At 57.9% G+C, this 20,004-nt stretch carries 13 protein-coding genes; 3 read left to right on the top strand and 10 right to left on the bottom strand.

Annotated features, from left to right (window positions below; translation table 11 throughout):
• Positions 1–26: 26 nt before the first annotated feature.
• From MB02_RS07565 to MB02_RS07550, 4 genes are all read right to left on the bottom strand, one after another.
• The gene (locus MB02_RS07565) at positions 27–1,406 is read right to left on the bottom strand and encodes an MFS transporter (RefSeq protein WP_067534876.1); all 1,380 of its coding nucleotides are present in this window, start codon (positions 1,404–1,406) and stop codon (positions 27–29) included.
• A gap of 24 nt (positions 1,407–1,430) precedes the next feature.
• Complete coding sequence (locus MB02_RS07560; RefSeq protein ID WP_067534874.1) at positions 1,431–2,294, bottom strand: oxidoreductase; 864 nt, start codon at positions 2,292–2,294, stop codon at positions 1,431–1,433.
• A gap of 76 nt (positions 2,295–2,370) precedes the next feature.
• A complete protein-coding gene (locus MB02_RS07555; RefSeq protein ID WP_082826038.1) occupies positions 2,371–4,806 on the bottom strand; it encodes a TonB-dependent siderophore receptor in 2,436 nt (811 codons plus the stop codon).
• A gap of 338 nt (positions 4,807–5,144) precedes the next feature.
• A complete protein-coding gene (locus MB02_RS07550) occupies positions 5,145–6,125 on the bottom strand; it encodes a D-2-hydroxyacid dehydrogenase (RefSeq protein WP_067534870.1) in 981 nt (326 codons plus the stop codon).
• A gap of 183 nt (positions 6,126–6,308) precedes the next feature.
• Between MB02_RS07550 and MB02_RS07545 the strand changes: the two genes are divergently transcribed.
• Positions 6,309–7,373, top strand: a complete 1,065-nt coding sequence (locus MB02_RS07545; protein ID WP_067534867.1) for an aldo/keto reductase — start codon at positions 6,309–6,311, stop codon at positions 7,371–7,373.
• A gap of 80 nt (positions 7,374–7,453) precedes the next feature.
• Here MB02_RS07545 and MB02_RS07540 read toward each other — a convergent pair whose 3' ends face one another.
• Both MB02_RS07540 and MB02_RS07535 read right to left on the bottom strand, forming a co-directional pair.
• Entirely contained in the window at positions 7,454–8,533 is a 1,080-nt protein-coding gene (locus MB02_RS07540) for a TauD/TfdA family dioxygenase (RefSeq protein ID WP_067535098.1), read from the bottom strand.
• A 32-nt stretch (positions 8,534–8,565) separates the two neighbouring features.
• Positions 8,566–9,534: an aldo/keto reductase gene (locus MB02_RS07535; RefSeq protein ID WP_082826055.1), complete on the bottom strand. Its 969-nt coding sequence runs from the start codon at positions 9,532–9,534 to the stop codon at positions 8,566–8,568.
• A 139-nt stretch (positions 9,535–9,673) separates the two neighbouring features.
• On the opposite strand from MB02_RS07535, the gene MB02_RS07530 reads away from it, so the two are divergent.
• Positions 9,674–10,564 carry a LysR family transcriptional regulator gene (locus MB02_RS07530; RefSeq protein WP_067534863.1) on the top strand — a complete coding sequence of 297 codons (891 nt, stop codon included), beginning with the start codon at positions 9,674–9,676 and terminating at the stop codon, positions 10,562–10,564.
• A 175-nt stretch (positions 10,565–10,739) separates the two neighbouring features.
• Positions 10,740–12,104 carry an MFS transporter gene (locus MB02_RS07525; RefSeq protein ID WP_067534861.1) on the top strand — a complete coding sequence of 455 codons (1,365 nt, stop codon included), beginning with the start codon at positions 10,740–10,742 and terminating at the stop codon, positions 12,102–12,104.
• Positions 12,105–12,227: 123 nt separating this feature from the next.
• Here MB02_RS07525 and MB02_RS07520 read toward each other — a convergent pair whose 3' ends face one another.
• From MB02_RS07520 to MB02_RS07505, 4 genes are all read right to left on the bottom strand, one after another.
• The gene (locus tag MB02_RS07520) at positions 12,228–13,319 is read right to left on the bottom strand and encodes a TauD/TfdA family dioxygenase (protein ID WP_067534859.1); all 1,092 of its coding nucleotides are present in this window, start codon (positions 13,317–13,319) and stop codon (positions 12,228–12,230) included.
• 124 nt (positions 13,320–13,443) lie between these two features.
• Complete coding sequence (locus tag MB02_RS07515; RefSeq protein ID WP_067534855.1) at positions 13,444–15,873, bottom strand: TonB-dependent siderophore receptor; 2,430 nt, start codon at positions 15,871–15,873, stop codon at positions 13,444–13,446.
• Positions 15,874–16,376: 503 nt separating this feature from the next.
• Entirely contained in the window at positions 16,377–17,522 is a 1,146-nt protein-coding gene (locus MB02_RS07510) for a TauD/TfdA family dioxygenase (RefSeq protein ID WP_235829453.1), read from the bottom strand.
• Positions 17,523–17,687: 165 nt separating this feature from the next.
• Complete coding sequence (locus MB02_RS07505; protein ID WP_067534853.1) at positions 17,688–19,739, bottom strand: oxidoreductase; 2,052 nt, start codon at positions 19,737–19,739, stop codon at positions 17,688–17,690.
• Between the last annotated feature and the right edge of the window lie 265 nt (positions 19,740–20,004).

The raw sequence follows: 20,004 nt of genomic DNA, 5'->3' as shown, positions 1-20,004 counted from the left end.
CTCCCGAACAAGCATTCGAATAAGGGCTAGGCTGTTTTTTGTTCCAGCGGCTTGCCCATCGCGAGCCAAGCATGAGCTCGATAGCGGCCCAGCAGCACCAGCATCCCCCCGGCAACCATCATGACGGCCAGCAACAAAATCGCGATCGCTGGCATGGTGAAACCGGCCCCGATAAGTGCCCCCCCGGCAAGAGTCCCCACCCCCCCGCCAACAAGCCTTGAAATCCCGGTGATCCAGCCCGATGCGGTGGCCCGCATGTGTGGGGGATAGGAAGTCACCGTCAGCGCCTGCGAACCCGAAAATGCGCCATCCACGAAGAAGAACATGCACATTACGCTCGGCAGGATCAGCAAGGGCATGGAAAACCCGACGGCAAGCAGCCCGAACGCCAGCGAGCCACAGAAAAACGCGATCGAGAGCACAGTTACGAGGCCCCTGCGATCCATTTGCCAGCCGATGACAATGCAACCGATAATGCTCGCAATCTTGCCGATCGCCGCGATCGACGCGGCGGATCCGATCGCGAACCCCTGATTCATCAGCATGGTCGGCAACCAATATGCCATGAGCAGTTCGACAGCATAAATACTGCAAACGACGAACAGCGTCATGAGCGTGGTGGCCCTGTACGTTGGAGACAAAAGCAGCAACGGGCTAACCTTCTGGGCAACCCCACCCACTTTCCCGGCATCCGCGGGCAGATCGTCCAGCGACAAACCTATCTGCCCGAGCGACGTAACAGTCTGCGGCTCATTTCTGCGGTTTCTGACCAGGAACTGCGGAGATTCAGGCAACATCAGGTAGATCAGCACGGCCCAAAGCGCGGAAATGGCCGCCAGACTGAACATCAACACACGCCATCCGAAATGCGGAATGATCGCCGCCGACGTGAAGCCGGAAAACACGTACCCGAGGGCAACCCCCGCAGTGACGATCATGATGAGAAGAGCCCGGTACTTCTTCGGTGCAAAGTCCGCCGCGAGGGCGAAAGTCGTCGGGACTGCGGCACCGAAGGCAAGGCCCACTACAAAGCGCACGATCATGAGACCCCACGCCGTGTCAATCAGCGGTGTGACCAGAGTGCATAAAACCATGACGAGATTCGAGAGCAGCAATACCGGCCTGCGTCCCAACCTGTCAGACAGGGGCGCCACCCCCACTGCGCCGATCAGCGAAGCGACAACAGTCGCTGCGTAAATCATACCGAGTACAGGGGCGGACAGATTGAACTCGTCTCTGATCAGCGGGCCGACATAGGAAATGACATTATTGTCCATCCCCTCGAAAACCATCAGCAAGGTGCAGAAGATCGGCACTCTGAGAAGCACCCCCCGCAAGGGCAGGGAATCTATCCTCTGGCAAATCGTTTCGTCCGTCGTGCCACTCATCGTTTCAGAACTCCGCATGCCGTTTATGCCTTCGCTCACAGTTCATGAAATCGGGGCGGGGTCATCGAAGCCAATCGTTTCGCTGACCCCGCCCCATCTACCCATATCGAGCAAAAGAGCCGCAATCCGCTGATTGGCCATCATGACGGCATCCGTGCCGAGCAGGAGGTTGAGCGGGGGATTTCCAGCATCGACTGCGAGCAGGATAGCCCGTGCCGCCTTTTGCGGATCGCCCGGCTGTTTCCCGTCGCTGCGCGCCAGCGCTCGCCGTGCAAAATGGGCGCCGTCTGCATAATCGTCGATCATCTGCCGGGACGTTCCGAGTGACCTTCCGTTGAAGTCCGTCCTGAGACTCCCCGGCTGGACGTTCGTCACTTTTATGCCGAAAGGTTCCACTTCCTGCGCCAAGGCCTGGCCCAGACCTTCCAAGGCAAATTTGGAGGCACAATAAACACCTGTGCCCGACCATGGCTTGAAACCGGAAATCGAGGTGACATTGACCACGTGTCCGTCGCCCTGCCTGCGCATATGCGGCAAAACGGCCTGGATCATCGCGACAGGAACCATGAAGTTCAATTCGAAGAGATCCCGTATTTCCGCAGGGCTCGCTTCCTCGACCGCAGCAGTGAAACCACGGCCGGCATTATTCACCAGAACATCGACCTGCCCCAGCAGATCGAGAGCACCGGCAACGACGTCTCCCGGTGCATCATTTTCCATAAGATCGGTAACAATCGCCCGGGCGCCTGGAACATCGCGTTCAAATATTTCCGCGTCCTGCCGATTCCGCACTGTCCCCACGACAGAGCGGCCTTGTAGCGCGGCTTCCCGGGCAACAGCCCTGCCCAAACCGGAACTCACGCCGGTAATCAGCCAGTTTCTTTTCGATCGCCTATTCGTGTCCATTCGATATCCGCCATGAGAGAAGCCGCCTGCAGGCATATGAGGCCGCCCGCCAAGCGGACGGCCTCTCCCCCCCGGGTCAGAACTTGTAACCCAGCGTAATTCGCCATTCCCTTCCCGACCCCGGCACGGTCACAACATTGGCAGTCGATTCAGATCCGGGCTGATAATATTTCTTATCGAAGAGGTTGGTCACATTTCCAGAAATGGTGAAACCTTCTTTTTTATAATAAATTGAAGCATTTATAACAGTGTAAGAAGGGAACTTCACTGGGTCGACCGGAAGCAATGTCTGCGTTTTTCCGGTATGGATTACACCAGCAGTACCGCCCACTTCACCCCAATCATACGTATCACTCGTATAACTGCCGAAGAAACTGACGATGGTCTTTGGAATCAACGTGTACCTGTAAATCAGGTCCGGATAGAGTGTGCTGTACTTGGTACGGTAATTCTGCCCGTATCCGTCGGCATTGGGGACACCAGCATATTCGGGTGGGAGATAGGTGTTCGACGTGTCCCCAATAGTCCAGGTCTTCTGGATGTTGCCGGCCCCGGTGAAGCTGAAATGCTTGTTCGCAACCAGACGGAATTCGCCTTCCCAACCCTTTGAGTGGGTCTGGATGCTGGTATCGGTCAGCGGATCGTTCCGCCGGCGACGTTGATCGTAATAGGCCACCGAGCCGATCAGCTTGCCCTGCAACATTTCGAACTTCACGCCGGCCTCGGTCAGCTTGGAAGCCGAAAGCCAGTTCTGGTTCGCGATCTGCCCAGGCTGGATATCGCCAGCCTGATTACTTTCGAACGCAGTCGCCTGAGCATGCGTAATGTAGGGCATGAGACCGAACGGCGCATGATAGGTAATGCTGGCGCTATAGGTCCAATCCCCCTTCTTGTCGGAGAATGTCTCACCCCTGACAGCCGGTGAATAGACGATTGTCCCTTCATCCCGCGAGCGTACCTTGAACTTGTCGTAACGACCGCCAAGAAGGATATTCAGGCGCTTCAGAGCCGTAATGTTCAACATTCCGAACAGCCCCGCGTCCTTCGTCCGACTATAGACCTGGGTTTCGAAACTCTGCCCGATATTGCCCGGTTCTTCGCTGAAAGGATCGTCGAAGGTGTCGGTCGGCGTGGCGCCAAAAATGATATCCCGACGGTCGACACTGACGAAGCCGCCAAGATAGGATTCCTTCTTCACCGCACCGATCGTGCGATAGGACGCTCCAAACACCGTATCGACCTTGAGATTCTCGGAAAAGTCGAACGGCTGGCGGAATGTCAGACGGATTTCCTGCGCCGTGGCCCGGTAGGAGGCCGGGAAGCCGTAACTGAAGTACCTGTCGTTCTTGATCTTGTCCGCGAAGTAGCTGAGGCTCAACTTACCATCACCCAGTTCCTTGGACATGTCCGCGAAGTAGGTCTGGGTCGTCGTATTGTTGAAATCCCTGTCGCTGATCGAAGTCGTACGGTGGTCCAGCTTGGCAGTCCCGACACCTTCGTCCAGAGTACCCCGATCCGAAATAGGCGCGGGATCGACTCCATTCCAGTTGTTGTGGAATGAACTGGGCGTCGATTCATTAGGCGTCAGGCGACCGTTGCCATCGAGATCGATCAGCGACGTGTCGCGACCCGTATTGTAAATACCGTCATCGACGAGTTCCTGGGTCAGGCGATTGACGAAAACCTGGATAAAACCCTTGGAATGGTAGATCAAACCGCTTCCCGAAAGGGTGAAACCACCGCCAAGATCGAATGACCCGTCGAGCTGATAGAGCTGATAGCGGGGATTCATGCCCCGGAAGTAGCTGTGGGAATCGTCGACTTCGACATAACCGCTGATCCCGCCTTGCACTTCGCCCAGATTGACCGGTGCGCCCAGCAGGAGCGTAGCATTCTTTTTCGAATAGCTGCCGCCCGTAACCGTGACTTCCCCAGTCAGCCCATCGATGTAACCGCGTTCATTGCGCGCCGATTTCGGCGTGTAGTTGAGAAAGCCGCCAACGCGCCCCGGACCATAGATGGGTGATGGCGGACCGCGAACGATCTCAACCGACGAAGCGCCCCCCAACGGGGTCGAATAAGTCGCGAAATTCGGCAAGCGCTGGAAACCGCGATAATAGTTGTCCGACATCGTGCCGCGCAGATTGATCGAGCCCGGAATGCCAAACCAGCTGGCCGTCCCCCCACCTGGGGCGACCGCAACCAGATCCGTCACGGTCTTGATTCCATAACGCTCCAGCGTGGTGTCGCTTGCCACGCTCGCTGCGCGCGGCGTTTCCAGCAACGACATTCCCAAACCAAAAATCGTATCCGACGGCTGCCGTTCCAGAAGGCCGACGCGATCTGCCGTTACCACGATCATATCGGCGTTCGCTGCTTCCGATGTATCCGTGCTGGCCGCATCATGCTCCGTCGGAGCATCTTTTTGTTGCGCGCTATCCTGCGCCAATACGGGTTGTGCAATCGCTGTAAGGGATACTCCCATCAGCAGGCGCGTCATTATCTTGGTCATAGTGCCCCCTCGGTCTGTGGCAATAAAACCTTGCGACCCTATTGGGTTCTTTGGCGTCCTCCCGATTCCTCAAAGCTATAGAAAATTCGCGTGAGAGCTTTGGACCTAACTACCCGACTTCTTATATCTCACGACCTGTCAAAGGGGGCGAAACTACAGCCAATGCTGTCGCTGAACTGTAACAACCCACTGACATATATGCTCCAATTGAGTTCTTTCGATCCAGTCTCGGCACACAATAGATTAAACTCATGCTTTCGCTGCGTTCTCATGCGTCAGCCGCTCAACCCTGGCCGTGAGCAGCCGCTGACGGCACGAGAGACTTGCGATTCGCTTGGTTAGGCCTGCCCGAAATCACTCATGGAAACCTCATGGAGCAAGGCCTGCTGATCCAGAAAGCGCTGGAGGTTCTCCATGAACAGATCCCCGTTGCGGGGAACAACGCCCGAGCCGGCCGACGAACCGTGTGCTGTCACCGCGACATGGGGATGCGACCAGAATGGATTGTCTTCGGGTAAAGGCTCGGTCGCGAATACATCGAGTATGGCATGAGCCGGCACACCGGAATCAAGTGCGGCCAACAGAGCAGATTCATCGACCAATCCGCCACGCCCTACATTCACCAATACCGATCCGGCTTTCATGGCACCGAAAAATGCCTCGCCCGCAAAGCCTCTGGTGGAAGCATCCAGAGGCATGGCCAAGACCACCACATCAGCATCCAGCAACCTCGTGTGCGCCTCCGCCACTGTCACCACGTGATCCGCGTCCTCGCAGGGTTTGATGCTGCGGCGAACCGCAGTGATTTGCGCGCCGAACCCCCGCGCACGCCGCGCCACCGCCTTGCCAATTGCGCCAAAGCCGTAAATCAACCACGACGTTCCACCCAGTTCGCGAAAAGGCAAGCGCCGCCATTCGCCATCCTCCTGCGCTTTCCTCCGCACTGGCCCTTGCTGGAAATGATCTAGCACACCGGCAAGAACGAAATCGCCGATAGCCGGGGCCTGGACATGACTGGATGTCAGACGAACGCCCCTCTCACACAATTTCCGGAAAAGCGGGTTATCCAGACCTGCGGCCGAACTTTGCACCCAGCGTAGAGACGATGCCCCCAGCAAGGCCTCCGTGAAGGCAGGTGCCGCCCCCGACCCGAAAAGCCGGGGACAGAACCACCCAAGCTCGGCATCCCCTGCTCCTGCCCCCTGTTCATCGACCACCACTGGAGTGAGCGGAATACCAAGCCCTTCCAGCCTGTGCTTGATCGCGCGATAGGACGGTTCATAGATCAGCAGCCGCGGCGGTTTTGGCGTATGCGTCATGGGGTTGCTCCATTGCCTGTTCCCCAGGCTTTACGGCTCGACATGAGCTGAGAACAATGGCTGCGGGCAGGGGGCCACGCCGGGGCACAAGAATTGGGGAAATCGGGACCAAGGGAAGTCCGGCCTCTCGCCCGCAGGACTGCTAAAACCCCTCTGTTTTCCAGATATTCAGGAGCATTCCATATGGATTACAGACGTCTCGGATCATCAGGCCTGATGGTATCGAAGCTGGCCATGGGCACCATGACATTCGGCGGCAAGAGCAATTTCGCCAAAGTCGGTGCGGTCGACCTCGAAACAGCGCGTCGACACGTCGACATCTGCCTCGATGCCGGTATAAACCTGATCGACACTGCCAATATCTACTCTGACGGGGCTTCGGAAGAGATCATCGGCGACATCTTCGCCGATGGCAAACGGCAGGACATCCTGCTCGCGACGAAAGCCCGGTTTCGAACAGGCCCACAAATCAACGATGCCGGCCTGTCGCGCCATCACCTGATCCGCGCATGCGAAGACAGCTTGCGGCGGCTGCGCACCGACGTGATCGACCTCTATCAGGTCCACCAGTGGGATGGCCTGACCCCGTTGGAAGAAGTCGTGGAAGCGCTGGACACGCTCATACGGCAAGGCAAGGTGCGCTATGTCGGCTGCTCGAACTTCTCTGCATGGCATATCATGAAAGCACTAGGCATCGCGGAACGCGAGATGCGTCAGCGCTTCGTGTCGCTCCAGCTCCACTATTCGCTCGAAGCACGCGAGGCGGAGTTCGAACTGATGCCGCTTTCAATCGATCAAGGTCTGGGCATGTTGATCTGGAGCCCTCTTGCCGGAGGGCTCTTGTCAGGAAAGCACACGCGGGACAGCGGCCCCAGCCCGCGTCAACTTGCCGGTTGGGGGGAACCCCCGATTTACGATGCTGACCACTTGTGGGACATTGTCGATGTCATTCGCAAAATCGCGCAAAATCGCGACGTTTCAGGCGCAACGGTAGCTCTCGCATGGTTACTCGCCCGCCCCGGCGTAACGTCAGTTATTATTGGCGCGCGCACCGAAACGCAGTTCGCCGACAATATTGCCGCCGCTGATCTCGTGCTCGACGAGCAGGAAATGGCAATGCTGGAAAGAGTCAGCCGCAAGCCGCTGCCCTATCCCTACTGGCATCAGGCCAAGACCGCTTCCGACCGGCTCGGCCCTGCGGATCTGGCCATGCTCTCTCCCTACCTTCCATGGCCAGAAGGACAGTGACAAAAAAAGGGGGCGCCGGATACCGTCGCCCCCTTTTTGATTCATGGCCCGGAAGCGGGCCATGGCTATCGGCCTACACCTCAATAGCCCCAGTCAATACGGGGAATTGCCGCCTGCGTGATGTGGAAGCGTTGCTTTTCCAAAGGTACTTCCTGACCGCGCGTCTCGCCCCGGCCCTTTACGACATGCCTGCCGAAATTCGGAACCAGCGGGCGCGGTGTATCGCGTTTCAACCAAAGCCGCAGGAGATGCCGCCGCAATTCCGGTTCAGGGGCATCCTTGAAGGCCTTGCGGTTATGCAGCGCCGCATAGTTCAGCACCCACTGCATGTCGCCCTGGCGGAAATCCATATGCAGCGCCACACCCGGTTCGAGACAAATCGCATCGATAAGGTCCATCAATTCGACCTGTTCCGCCGTCAGGCGAGGGATTTCGGGGTACATATCCTGTGCCCTGCGAATGATCGCATTTCCCAAATAGGCACTGAATACCCCATCCACGTAGCTCAGCATCGGCGAAGTGTATGTGTTCGCCGGCGCATCGGGGTCCTGTTGCCTCCAATCGAAATGCCAGGGCTCGAACAGGAGCGAGACAAGATCGGGCCTGCGCGCCAATACCTCGTTGTAAAGAGTCGCCGGGCTCACCAGACTCGATTCGCCCCCTTCCATCGCAGGGTGGAGGCACAGCAGTGAAACCACGTCGGAACTGTCGCTATGATACGTCAGCCCGTCACGAATGCGTAGCGAGCTTGCTGTCATGTATTTCTTGTCAGACGTGGCGCGGATATGCTGCACCATGTCGCCGACCTCGTTTTGGCGCATGGGCTGCCCCAGATGCAGCCCGAGCACGAAGTAAATCGACGCCGAAAGGGCGTTCGAATAGCGGTTGCAACGCAACCCCCGCACAAGCACGAAGCCTCGGCCACGATCGAGGGCTTCACCCCATGCGGCTATCGCCGGTGTACACACTGGAAGAGGATAATCCTGCGCCTGGACAGTCCTCAAGTCCGGATCTTCATCAAGGAACCGGCTGCCAACCGTTTCCAGTTCAGAAAGCTCGTCCGCAGTGAGAACATAGATCCATTCATCGCTCTTTTCGAGTTCGTCACCACGCCAGGCGACCGGAGCCGGGATCGGCTTGAACTTTACCGTATCGAGCATAAGCTTACCTTCCTTTTCAATCTGGCCGCTTCTCAACCGGGATAGGCAGGACCTTCCCCCGCACCGCTTGCTATGATCGCATCGCCGATCCGGCGAAGATCATCCTCGTCGAGCGTAAGCTGTGCCGCCGCTATCCAGCCATCAACCTGTTCAGGACTGCGCGCGCCGACAATCGCGCCAGACACCGCTGGCCAAGCCAAGGTCCAGGCGATTGCTACTGCGCCAATCGAAGTGCCATGCCGTTCCGCGACAGGCACCATAGCGCCCACTACAGCAAGGTTTCTTGCGAATGCCTCGCCCGTGAAATCGGGATGGCGGGAACGCCAGTCGCTGGATGGCAATGCCGCCACCCGCTCCGCATTAAAGCGGCCTGTGAGCAGGCCTGACTGCATGGGGCTATAGACAATCACTCCGGTTTCATGCGCGGCGCACCACGGCAGCACCTGCTCAGCCGCGCCCCGGTGAATAGCGGACAAACCCGGTTGCAGGGTGTCTACATGCCCGAGCCGCTCCGCCCGCTCGCAGAGCACCGCGTCATGATTGGACAGACCGATAGCCCTCACCTTGCCCTCCGCCTTGAGGTCAAGCAGCGCCTGCCAGTATTCCTCGATTTCGGAACCGTCTTCTGCGGGCCAATGCATCTGGAACAGATCAATCACGTCCACACCCAAGCGGCGCAGAGAAGCTTCGCATTCGGCACGAATGCTGTCGCGCCGTCCGATCCGGAATTTGGAATTGCGGTCTTGCGGATCCCACACCTGGCCGCACTTGGTAAAGATATATGGCTTCCTGTCCGCCGGGATATCGCGCACCGCACGGGCCACCACTTCTTCAGAATGGCCAAGCCCATAAATCGCCGCCGTGTCGATCCAGTTCACCCCGCGCTCCACCGCATGGCGGATGGCGGAAACCGACGCATCATCGTCTTGCGGTCCCCAACCCACTGCCCAGTCCGGTCCGCCGATTGCCCAGGCGCCAAGGCCCACGCGCGTAATCGTCATGTCCGTCTTGCCCAGCTGTCTGGTCGGTAATTCTGTGTCGAGTGTTTGCATGTGCGAAGAGTGACTCGCGACAATTAATCATTCAAACGCAAGATCGAGATAGAATTAATCTTCAAATCAGATAAATTGAGCAGCCACGATGGACCTCAGGCAACTTCAGCACTTCATGGCTGTGGCGCAGGAACGCCATTTCACCCGCGCCGCGCGACGGCTGCATATCGTCCAATCAGCCCTGTCTGCTTCCATTGCTTCGCTCGAAAGCGAATTGGGAACGCGGCTGTTCCATCGCACCACCAGGCAGGTTCATCTCACGACAGCAGGGGAAACCCTGTACGAAAAGGCCGGGGCAGCCCTCGCCGCAGTGCGCGAAGCAGAACAGGCCGTACGCAATACCGACGCTCTCCTTACCGGCAGCCTCATGATCGGATCGGTCCAGAGCCTGCCATCGTTTATCGATCTCCCTACCTTGCTGACCGAATTCCACGCGCGTCACCCAGGCGTAGAAGTGCGCCTTCGCCAAGGCAGCCGGATCAACATGCCGGAGTTGGTCCTGAGCGGCGAACTCGACATGGCCTTTATTCCAGCGATGCCTGTGCCTGCCCGCCTGATGCAGCGAGTCATCGTCGATGACGAGATGGTATTGATCTGTTCCCGCAATCATCATCTGGCTCAGCGGCTGAGGGTCGATATCCGACAACTGGCGGAGGAAAACTTCGTCGACTTCCAGCCCAACTGGGGCACGCGCGTGCTTGTCGATGAACAGATGGCTAGGCTTGGTCTCAGCCGGCACACCCTGTTCGAAGTCAACGATCTGCCCACCATCCGCGCCCTTGTCGCCAGAGGGCTCGGCGTCGCGCTGGTGCCTAGAGGCAACGTCGACAGTACCGACCAGACAGTGCACACTTTATCCTTGTCCGGTTCGACCATGCGATGGCGCATTATTGCCCTCCATCGCAAGGATGGCGGTCGTGCGGTCGAAGCCTTCCTGTCACTGCCATCGCTGCGCTCGACCGAAATGGATGGGCAATAGCCTTCTGATTAGGGGCCAACCACGCTGCGCAATGTCGAAAAGTGCAGCGGAACATGCGCCTTGCTCCAGTCATTCCGGAAAACGGCTCCATGTGCCGACGCCTGCGTTGCCGTCATAGTACGACATGGAGAGGTCAACATTCGGCGAGGCAAAGATGGGCTCTCCTGGAGATAGAATGACAGGTTCCGAAACCGTAGAAGTTCGCACACTGCTTGAGGATTTGCCCTTGCGGGGCGTGTTGCTGCGAGTTCCGGTCATCTGCGTCATGCTGATGTTTGTCGAAGGCATCGATGCCTTCGGAATTGGCTTCATCGGACCATTTCTTGCCAAGGAATTGGCGCTGTCGACCGACGATCTCGGGACAATTTTCACCGGGACGGTCGTGGCTTCGCTCATCGGGGCCACACTGCTGGCACCGTTGTCCGATCGCTTTGGACGCCGCACTTTGTTGCTCTGGACTTCAAGTGTGATGGTCCCGACCACTCTTCTCACCGCACATGCGCCAAACTTCGCAACGCTTTTCGCACTTCGCTTCGTAATTGGGGCTGCTTTCGGTGCGGCACTGCCAACGGCCATCGCTTTGGTTGCCGATTATGCGCCGACAAACAGGAAATCACTGCTGCTCATGCTTCTCAACGCAGGCATAGGCGCCGGTGTGGTGGTTGCCGGATACTGTGCTGCGGTGATGATCCCCGTTCTGGGTTGGCAATCACTTCTCTATGCAAGCGCCCTTGTTTCCGTGATCGCCGCATTTTTCGCATGGGTCTGGATACCGGAATCCCTGCAGCACTTGCTACGCACAGGCCGCGAGGGCGAGGCTATCGCGTTGCTCGGCAAGATCGCAAACCGCCCCTTGCCCGCTCGGCTCGTCTGTGAAGAAGCAGAGCATCTGGACAAGGCCAATCCGGTCGCACTGTTCCGGGCAAACATTCTCATGACGACCGTACTGCTGTGGACGCTGTCCTCGATGAGCTACGTGATCGTCAACTTTACCAGCTACTGGCTGCCGACCGTGATGTTGAATGCCGGTGCAGACATCACTCTTGCCGGCGTCACCATTTCGACAGGCAAGCTTTGCGGAATAGCCGGGATATTCGCCGTCGGCTGGCTGGCCGACCACTTTGGCTTGTCGAAAATAGTCACAGCCAATTTCCTCCTCACGGGGGTTCTGGTTCTCCTGATCGCAAGCAACCCGCCGCCTGCAGTCGCAGTGGCCTTGCTGCTCGCAGCTATGACATTCAATGGTGCGAACGTTTCCGGAGGCCAAGCCCTGATCGCAACATCCTACCCCTCCCAGCTGAGAGCAACAGCATTCGGATGGATCAGCGGCTTCGCCAGGCTAATTGGCGGAGGCTTTGGGACACTGGTGGGTGGCTGGATCATCGCAGCTGGCTGGACATTCGATCGGATCGCCTTGCTCATGGGCTCCACACTGCTGATCAATGCCGTAGTGGTGCAACTGCTTTTCCGCAGCCAAGGCAACACACCGCAAGCCGAGGAAGAGCGAGCTCACCCGCCAGTTCAACCCTGCAAGAGCTAGAACAAGCCAGCATACCGGGCCAGCTTACGGATCGGCGCACAGCACAATCTCGTCGGCTTGTTCAGGCCATATACCTTTGTCTCTACCACAATACGGGCAAAAGGCCGCGCCTCCACGGCACTGTTATCCGGGGCGGTCGCCCCAGTTCAGCCTGGGAACAGCCGCCTGCATAATGTGGAACTTCTGCTGCTCTACCGGCACTTCCTCATCACGCGCTTCCTGGCGACCGCGCACCACATGACGACCAAAGTTCGGAACCAGCGGACGCGGCTCCTCGCGCTTCAGCCAGAGACGTATCAGATGACGGCGGCGTTCCGGTTCGGGATAATCCTCAAACGCAGTACGTGTATGCAGTGCAGCATAGTTAAGGAGCCACTGCATATCGCCGGGACGAAAATCCATGTGCAAAGCGACCCCCGGTTCCAGGCAAAGTGCTTCCAGAAGGTCCAACAGTTCAAGTTGCGCGTTCGTCAGACGCGGGACTTCCGGATATCGTTGCGCGGTGCGGATGATCTTCACGCCCAGATAGGCTGAAAAAACGCCGTCGACATAACTGACAATCGGGGTCGCATAAGTGTTGGCAGGTGCGTTCGGATCCTGTCGGCGCCAGTCATTGTGCCACGGTTCGAACAGCAGCGGAGCAAGGTCAGGCCTACGCTTGAGAACTTCGTTATAAAGCGTCGCCGCGCTGACAAGGCTCGATGCCCCGCCCTCTTTCGCCGGACACAGGCACATTAGAGAGACGATGTCCGAGCTGTCGGAATGGTAGGCAAGTCCATCCCGAATACGCAGGCTGATCGAGTCGGGATCGTTATACTTGAGGTCCGACGTTCCGATGACATGCTGCAACATGTCGCCCACCTCGTTTTGCCGCATGGGCTGGCCGAGGTGGAGCCCGATCACGAAGAAAATAGCAGCACTCAGGGCGTCGGAATAGTATTGCGTCCGCAACCCCCGCACCAGAACGAAGCCACGTCCGCGATCCATATCCCGGCCCCATTTTTCAAGACCGGCCGTACAGATGGGGAGTGGATACTCCCCGGCCGTCACGGTCCTCAGGTCGGGATCTTCGTCGAGAAAGCGCTTACCCGCTTCCTCCAATTCGGCGATCTCGTCCGGGTTGAGCAGATAAATCCAGTCCGTCCGGCCCGCCAACTCATCCCCACGCCACGCAATGGGGGCTGGCACGGGCTTCAAATCTGCAACGTCAAGCATCCCTGAACCTTTCTTCAGTTGTGCGAATGCGGCCGGGTAACTCCTCGGCCGCAAACAGCACCATGGCACCGACGTGCCGAACGAAACGGTGCCCTGCCCCTCTCGGGCAGGGCCGCCGGGATCATTAGAACTGGGCTGCGATACGCAGATGGAACGACCGGGCGACACCGGGCAAGGCTGCGACTTCGCTGTAGGCGTCCTGCCCCAGATAGAAGTAGGTCTTGTCGGTCAGGTTCTCGACGGAGAAATCGACGGTGTACCTGTCGAAGGTATAGCTGAGCGAAGCTCTCGCCGTGACATAGTCCGGCACAACCACCGCACCGGGGGCAATGCCGCTTGTCTTGCCCACATATGTGATGCCACCACTGGCCTTAAGCCCGAACGGGAACTTGTAAGTTGCAAACAGGCTCGCGGTTTCCTTCGGCAAGACGCTGTCGATGTAGGAACCGTTTGCGCCCGTGAACGTGGAGGATGAGCCCGTCCATTCCGCCGCGTAGATGTCTTCACCTGGAAGACCCAGCTGCGCCGCATTGAGGAGGATGGTCGCCGATCCAATTCGCTTGGTTTCCTGCAACGCGCCTGTCGCAAGCAAACTCAGGGCGGGTGTGACCTGCATACGGATTTCAGCTTCCAGCCCCTTGCTGCGGGCCTGGTTGATCACGCCCGACAGCGCGTCGCGCTGCAGCCGCTTCATCTTGTAACCTGCAAGGCTGAGGAACAGCCTGCCACCCATCAGCGAGCCCTTGATGCCCACTTCCTTGAGCTCCGACGGAGAAAGGAACTTCTTGCCGATTATCAATGCTGGATCGACACCGCCGCCCTTGTTCGTTTCGAGGCTGCGGGTCTTCGCGTAGGTGACGTATGGAATAAAACCGAAAGGCAGTTCATAATTGAAACTGGCCTGCCAGCTGATCGGCGCACTCGACCCGTAGTAATCCGTATTCAAGGCGCCGCCGAATGTCACCAGGCCATCGTTGCGCGACCGAATGTTATAGTCGTCCCAGCGCAATCCACCCTGAATATGCGCACGGTCAAACAGCGTGATATCGCCATTGATGAACGCACCGACACTCTTGATCCGGCTGTAATAGGCGAAATCCCATACATTGCCTGCGGGATTGAGATACTGATCGTTGATGATCATGTCGGCGGTCGGATCGGCCGACAAGTCGTTGCGATCCCAGATCACATAGCGGCGGCCATAGTTCTGATAATCGTATATCTCATAGTCGCGATAATTGCCGCCGACTATCGCCTGAATGCCGAAGCCATCACCCAGATCGCGTTTGAAGAAATAGGATAGCCGCACTTCCTTGACGTTGCCGTCCGCCGCAGTGGACGAACCGGCAGCGCTGAACATGTCATTCTTGAGATCTTCGTAAAAGCCCTGAAGCTTGACCTGATCGCCGCTGTCGAACGTGTGGATCAGATCGAGATAAGCCGTGAATACCTTGTTGTCGTTGAAATCCAACGGAGATGTATGAAGATTCCGGCGTGACAACTTGACGTAATGAACAGTGTCGGGATCGAGACGCGTCAGATCGCTGACCGTGCCGCGCGGCAAGTCGGTGGCGAAGCTGGTGCTCTGCCGCAAGGTATTGATGTAGGGTTGCATGTCCTCCGGCATGAGCGACTGCGCGCCATCCGGAGCAAGGTTTACCAGCGGCGAACCTGCCAGATATGTTCCGTGGTCGATCAAGTCCTGCGTCAATCGGTTCCACCCTGGAGAAGCGAGATGGCCTGACTGGTCGAGATAACGACCACCGATCGTCATCTCGGTGCCCCCTCCGAGATCCATCGAATACCCGACCTGCACTTCCTTGTCGTCCGGGCTGAAATCGCGGAAATAGCTGTCCGAATTGTTGTAGTAGACATACGCGTAAATTGCCGCGTCCAGATCGCCAATCTGGAAAGGAAGCCCGCCTTCAATCGTCGCCTTGCGCTCCCCGTAAGAACCGATCTGCAAGGTAACGAGTCCTTTCGGTTCGGTCGTCCCTTTCAGCGAAGTCGCAATGTCGGTCTTGGGCGTCAGGTTCAGCATTCCGCCGATCTTGCCTGCACCATAGTTCGGGCTAACCGGGCCCCGGACGAGTTCGAGCCCACTGATGCTCTCAGTCGGCGTTTCGTAGTAGCCGAGATTGTTGATGCCCTTGAAACCCCGGTAATAACTGTCTGCGACATTGCCGCGAACCTGCACGGCGCCAGCGACACCGAAGTAGGCCGCGGTGAACGTGCCAGGCGCGACTGCCGTAAGGTCATGGATCGAACGAACCTGGACATCCTTGAGTAACGCAGAGTCGATTGTGGTCACCGAGCGCGGAATGTCGACAATATCCTGTTCAAGCCCCGAAACTGTTGCGGTTGGGCGAACGTTCGTAATGCCCAGCCGCCTGCCGGTCACAACAATGGCCTGAAGAGCAGTGTCGTCACGAACGGTTTCCTGGGCGCTGGTCTTGCCGTCTTCGGTGGATGGATCTTCCTGAGCATGGGCTGGCAGCGCTCCTAGCATGGCGATGCTGGATGCGCAGGCGAGCAGATGTTTGGTCAAACGCATGTGCAAATTTACCTCCCTGATGCAGGCGCCAGGATTGCTGAAAAGCGAGACAAGTCCGCCTTACCTCGAACCCTGGAAAGCGCTGTTGCAACGAAAGTGTAACGGAGGTCCGCTCAATCCACGTTGACTCATTGACCCGATTAGTTGGCCTGATCCGCCATTTTTTGCTGCAATGCAGTATGGCAGGGCAGTCGAGCAGGTGGGGTCGCTTTACGCTCCCCCTCAAAGACTCTTCAATACCTCAAAATCCCCAAAAATCTGTCAGTTCAATTAAAACCCAATCATCCAGGGAAATTGGAAGTCAGCATGGGCAGCATCATTTCCCACCGCCCAATGTCTGGTGAAATCATGAAAAATGCTGCGGCTGCGATAGCATCGCTCACCGTTACCCAAACCCCGGTTCCTCGACACCGATCGCGCAGGCCCGGGAGTTAAAAAAAGCCTCCCGGAAATGATTTCCCGGGAGGCAAGGCTCGCTTACGTTTTGATATGCTGCAACCAGGTCACAAACCCCACTCACGGCGAGGATAGCAGACTTGGGAAATACGGTTACGCAAGTCTTCATCCGAAACAGTCAAACCGACTTTTCTCGCGACGAAGGGCTTGCCAAATCCCGGTGTCAAAGGCCGATGAACATCCCGCTTGAGCCAAAGCCGCAAGAGATGCCGCTTGCGCTCTGGCTGCTCAAAATCACGATAGCCTGAGCGCGAATGAAGAGCTGCGTAGTTCAGCAACCACTGGATATCGCCGGGCCGGAAATCCATCGTCACCGGCAGCCCAGGTTCCAGAAATATCTCGTCCAGCAAGTCCAGCAGTTCATACTGCTGCGGCGTCATACGCGGCACTTCCGGATAATCCTGAGCGGAACGGATCATGTTGGATCCCGCATACATGCTGAAGACCCCATCGACGAACGAAACCATGGGCGACGAATAATAGCGTGCCGGGGCGTCATGATCCTGCCGATACCAGTCATAATGCCAGGTTTCGTAAAGCAACGGGGCAAGGTCTGGGCGGCGGCGCACGACTTCGTTGTAGATTGTCACCCCGCTGATCAGGATCGACGCCCCGCCCTCACGAGCGCCACGCAGGCACATGAGGCCAACGACATCGCTACTGTCCGAATGAAAGTTGAGACGATCGCGTGTCCGACTGGGGAGCGCACTAGGATCGTCCATAGTCTTGTCGCTGGTTGCAACAACGTGGTCGAACAAGTCACCGAATTGATTTTGCGCCATTGGTCTTCCCAGGTGGAGACCTAGCAGAAAGAAAATCGCGGCACTCAATGCATCCGAATAGAGTTCCGACCGTAGCCCCCGGACAAGGACGAAACCTCGCCCCCGATCCATATCGTGCATCCAGGCCACCAATGCGGACGCCGTTACCGGCAACGGATAACGGTCTGCGGTAACAGTGCGCAGGTCTGGATCGTCCATCAGGAATTTCGTGCCGACCGTTTCCAGCTCCATCACCTCCGCATTGCTGAGTTGATAGAGCCAGTCCGTCGAATGAGTGATCTCGTCACCGGTCCACCCGGCAGGTGATCGGATCTCTGTGAGGTCTTTCAGCGCGGTTGTCATCGCGGCCATGCGCTCCTTGATCATTCCCGCAGGCGGGAAGGCGGATACCATGACACGGAAATACCTCATCCAACCCCCGGCATGAAGCCAAGGGGATGACCCCATATTCTCGATCTCTTGTCGAATTGTGCATCTTTCCGCCAAATCCGCGCACGGACCATAATCGAGCGGCCAACACACAAAACCGGGCCGTCCAAATGGGATGGCCCGGTCTGGCTATACGCTGTCGTCAATTCATTCGATCTGTGCCCCAAGGCGCACGCCGTCCAACGTCGCATGCACCATGCGGCGCGGCGCGAGAGCATCGCCGATCACATGGAATTCCACCCCAAGATTGCTGAACCGGCTGACCAGATCACTTTCGGCATACCGTGATTCAATATCGATCACCGTTCCCGGCGTCTCTATGCGGTCCGCTTCGTTGGTAAGCGTGTTCCGGAGGACGAGCGCGCCCTGTTCCCGCCCTGCCACGGCAGTGAAAGGGCGAATTTCCACGCCGCGTTCTGCCAGCCTGCGCATCAGGGCATAGAAACTTGCCGCCTCCACACCCTGGCCGGGATAAGCAGTTTCCGTAAGCAGCGTCACTTGCCGTCCGCTGGCAGCGAAATAGTCCGCTGTAACAAGCGGTCCGAGATGATCGTCTCTACCGCCAATAACCGTTACATTCGATGCCGCGTTGTCGATATCCGCAATCGCTGCGGGGGCTGGTGTGCCGATCGGATCGGTCCATACGGCACCGGTTGCCAGCGCGATGACATCCGGTTTCCAGCTTCGCACGATTTCCTCGTCGAGTTCGGTGCCAAGCCGTATCTCGACGGGCAGAGCATCGAGCCGTGCCTTGGCATGATCGAGATAATCTCCGAACCGTGCCTGCTGGGATGCCTTCATCAACGGCACCAGCGTGCCGCCCAATACGGTTTCACGCTCGATCAGCAACACGACATGTCCGCGCTCCGCAGCCGCCGCAGCACACTCGATGCCCGCAGGCCCTCCGCCGGCCACCAGGACGCGCCTGGGCGCCTTTACCGGCGTGAAATCGAACTCGTCCTCACGGCCAGCGCGCGGATTGACTGCACAGGCCAGCGGTCGGCCGTAATGGCATTCATTGCCGCCGATACAGGGCCGTGTCTCACGGACAGAACCGCCGGAAAGGCCCTTGGAGACCAGTTCCGCGTCCGCCATCAATGCCCGCACCATGCAAACGATATCGGCGCTGCCTTCGGAAAGGATCTGTTCCGCCTGGTCCAGCGTGGCGATAGCCCCGCTCACCATCACCGGGATCGACACCGCTTCATGGACAGCCCTGGCAGTCCCCACATTCGGGCCCCACTCACTCATTGCGGAGGGGACATATGCGTTTTTCGCACCCTTCCACAGGCCGGAATAGGAGCCTCCCGAGATGCTGATATAGCTGGCGCCCTCCTGCTCCAGCCGCTTGGCAACCTGGATCAGGTCATCGGTCGTCAGGCCCCCTTCAGGTTCGGGCCCGGTAAGGCGCAAACCGACAGGCACCTCGTCTCCCGCACCCTCACGTACTGCTGCCAGAACCTGCAGGAGAAAGCGGATACGGTTCTCGAACGGCCCGCCCCATTCATCCGTGCGCCGATTGAATAACGGCGAGAGGAATTGCTGAATGAGGTAGCCGTGCGCACCATGCAGTTCGAGCGCATCGACCCCCGTTTTCACCGCCCGTTCTGCAGCAAGCCTGTAAGCTTCGATAAGATCGCCGATCTCGGTCCCGGTGAGCGGATGAGCCCGTTGCTTGTCATATTCGTCGGAAATCGGTGAAGAGGAAACCACCGGCTGAAATGTATCGCCGTGCTGTGCCGCACCGGGATGGTAAAGCTGGCCCACCGCACGCACGCCATGCGGCTTTACCGCCTGTATCCATTCACTGATTATCGGGACAAGCTTGTCATAGCTTTCCCGGCCCTCCTTCGACAGGGGATGGTGAGGGACCCCGTCGAGCATTTCGCTCCCCGGCGGGGATGCGCGACCGGGACCGAAAGGAAACTGCATCAGGCCGAGCGGGCCAAGGTTGAACCCGGCCAGGCCGATACCGCCTTTCGCCCGTTCTTCCAGATAGCGCAGATAACGCTGCTGCGGCAGCCGCGGCCCATGGGTAGCCATCATGATGCGGTTGCGCGCGGTTATCGAGCCGATTGTGATCGGCTCACGCACATTGGCGTACCGATCGCCCGTCATCGCGGCGCACCCACTTGCATAGCCGCCGAGACCTGCGACATACGCCGCAGCAGCACTTTTTCCTGCATTGACCTCTCCCATGCGCTTTTGGAACGCAAACACTGGCACTGATCGGCCAGCAATTAGTCTTCAACTTGGCATTGATTTCTAGTTCTAATAATCATTGCGAGGATGGAGATTGCTGTCAATTGTAGTTGCAGCCAAAACGAACGCCGATTCGTACTTCCAGACCCAACAACGGGTTGGAAATCGGCCAAACCATTGACCGCCAGGGGGAGGAACAAGTTCTGATGATCGATAAACTTTGGATTTCCATGAGTTTCCATGGCCGCAGCATGATGCCCCA

Origin of the sequence: Croceicoccus estronivorus, from assembly GCF_001625325.1 — a bacterium.
GTDB lineage: Bacteria > Pseudomonadota > Alphaproteobacteria > Sphingomonadales > Sphingomonadaceae > Caenibius > Caenibius estronivorus.
This window is presented reverse-complemented; position numbering and strand designations above follow the sequence as displayed.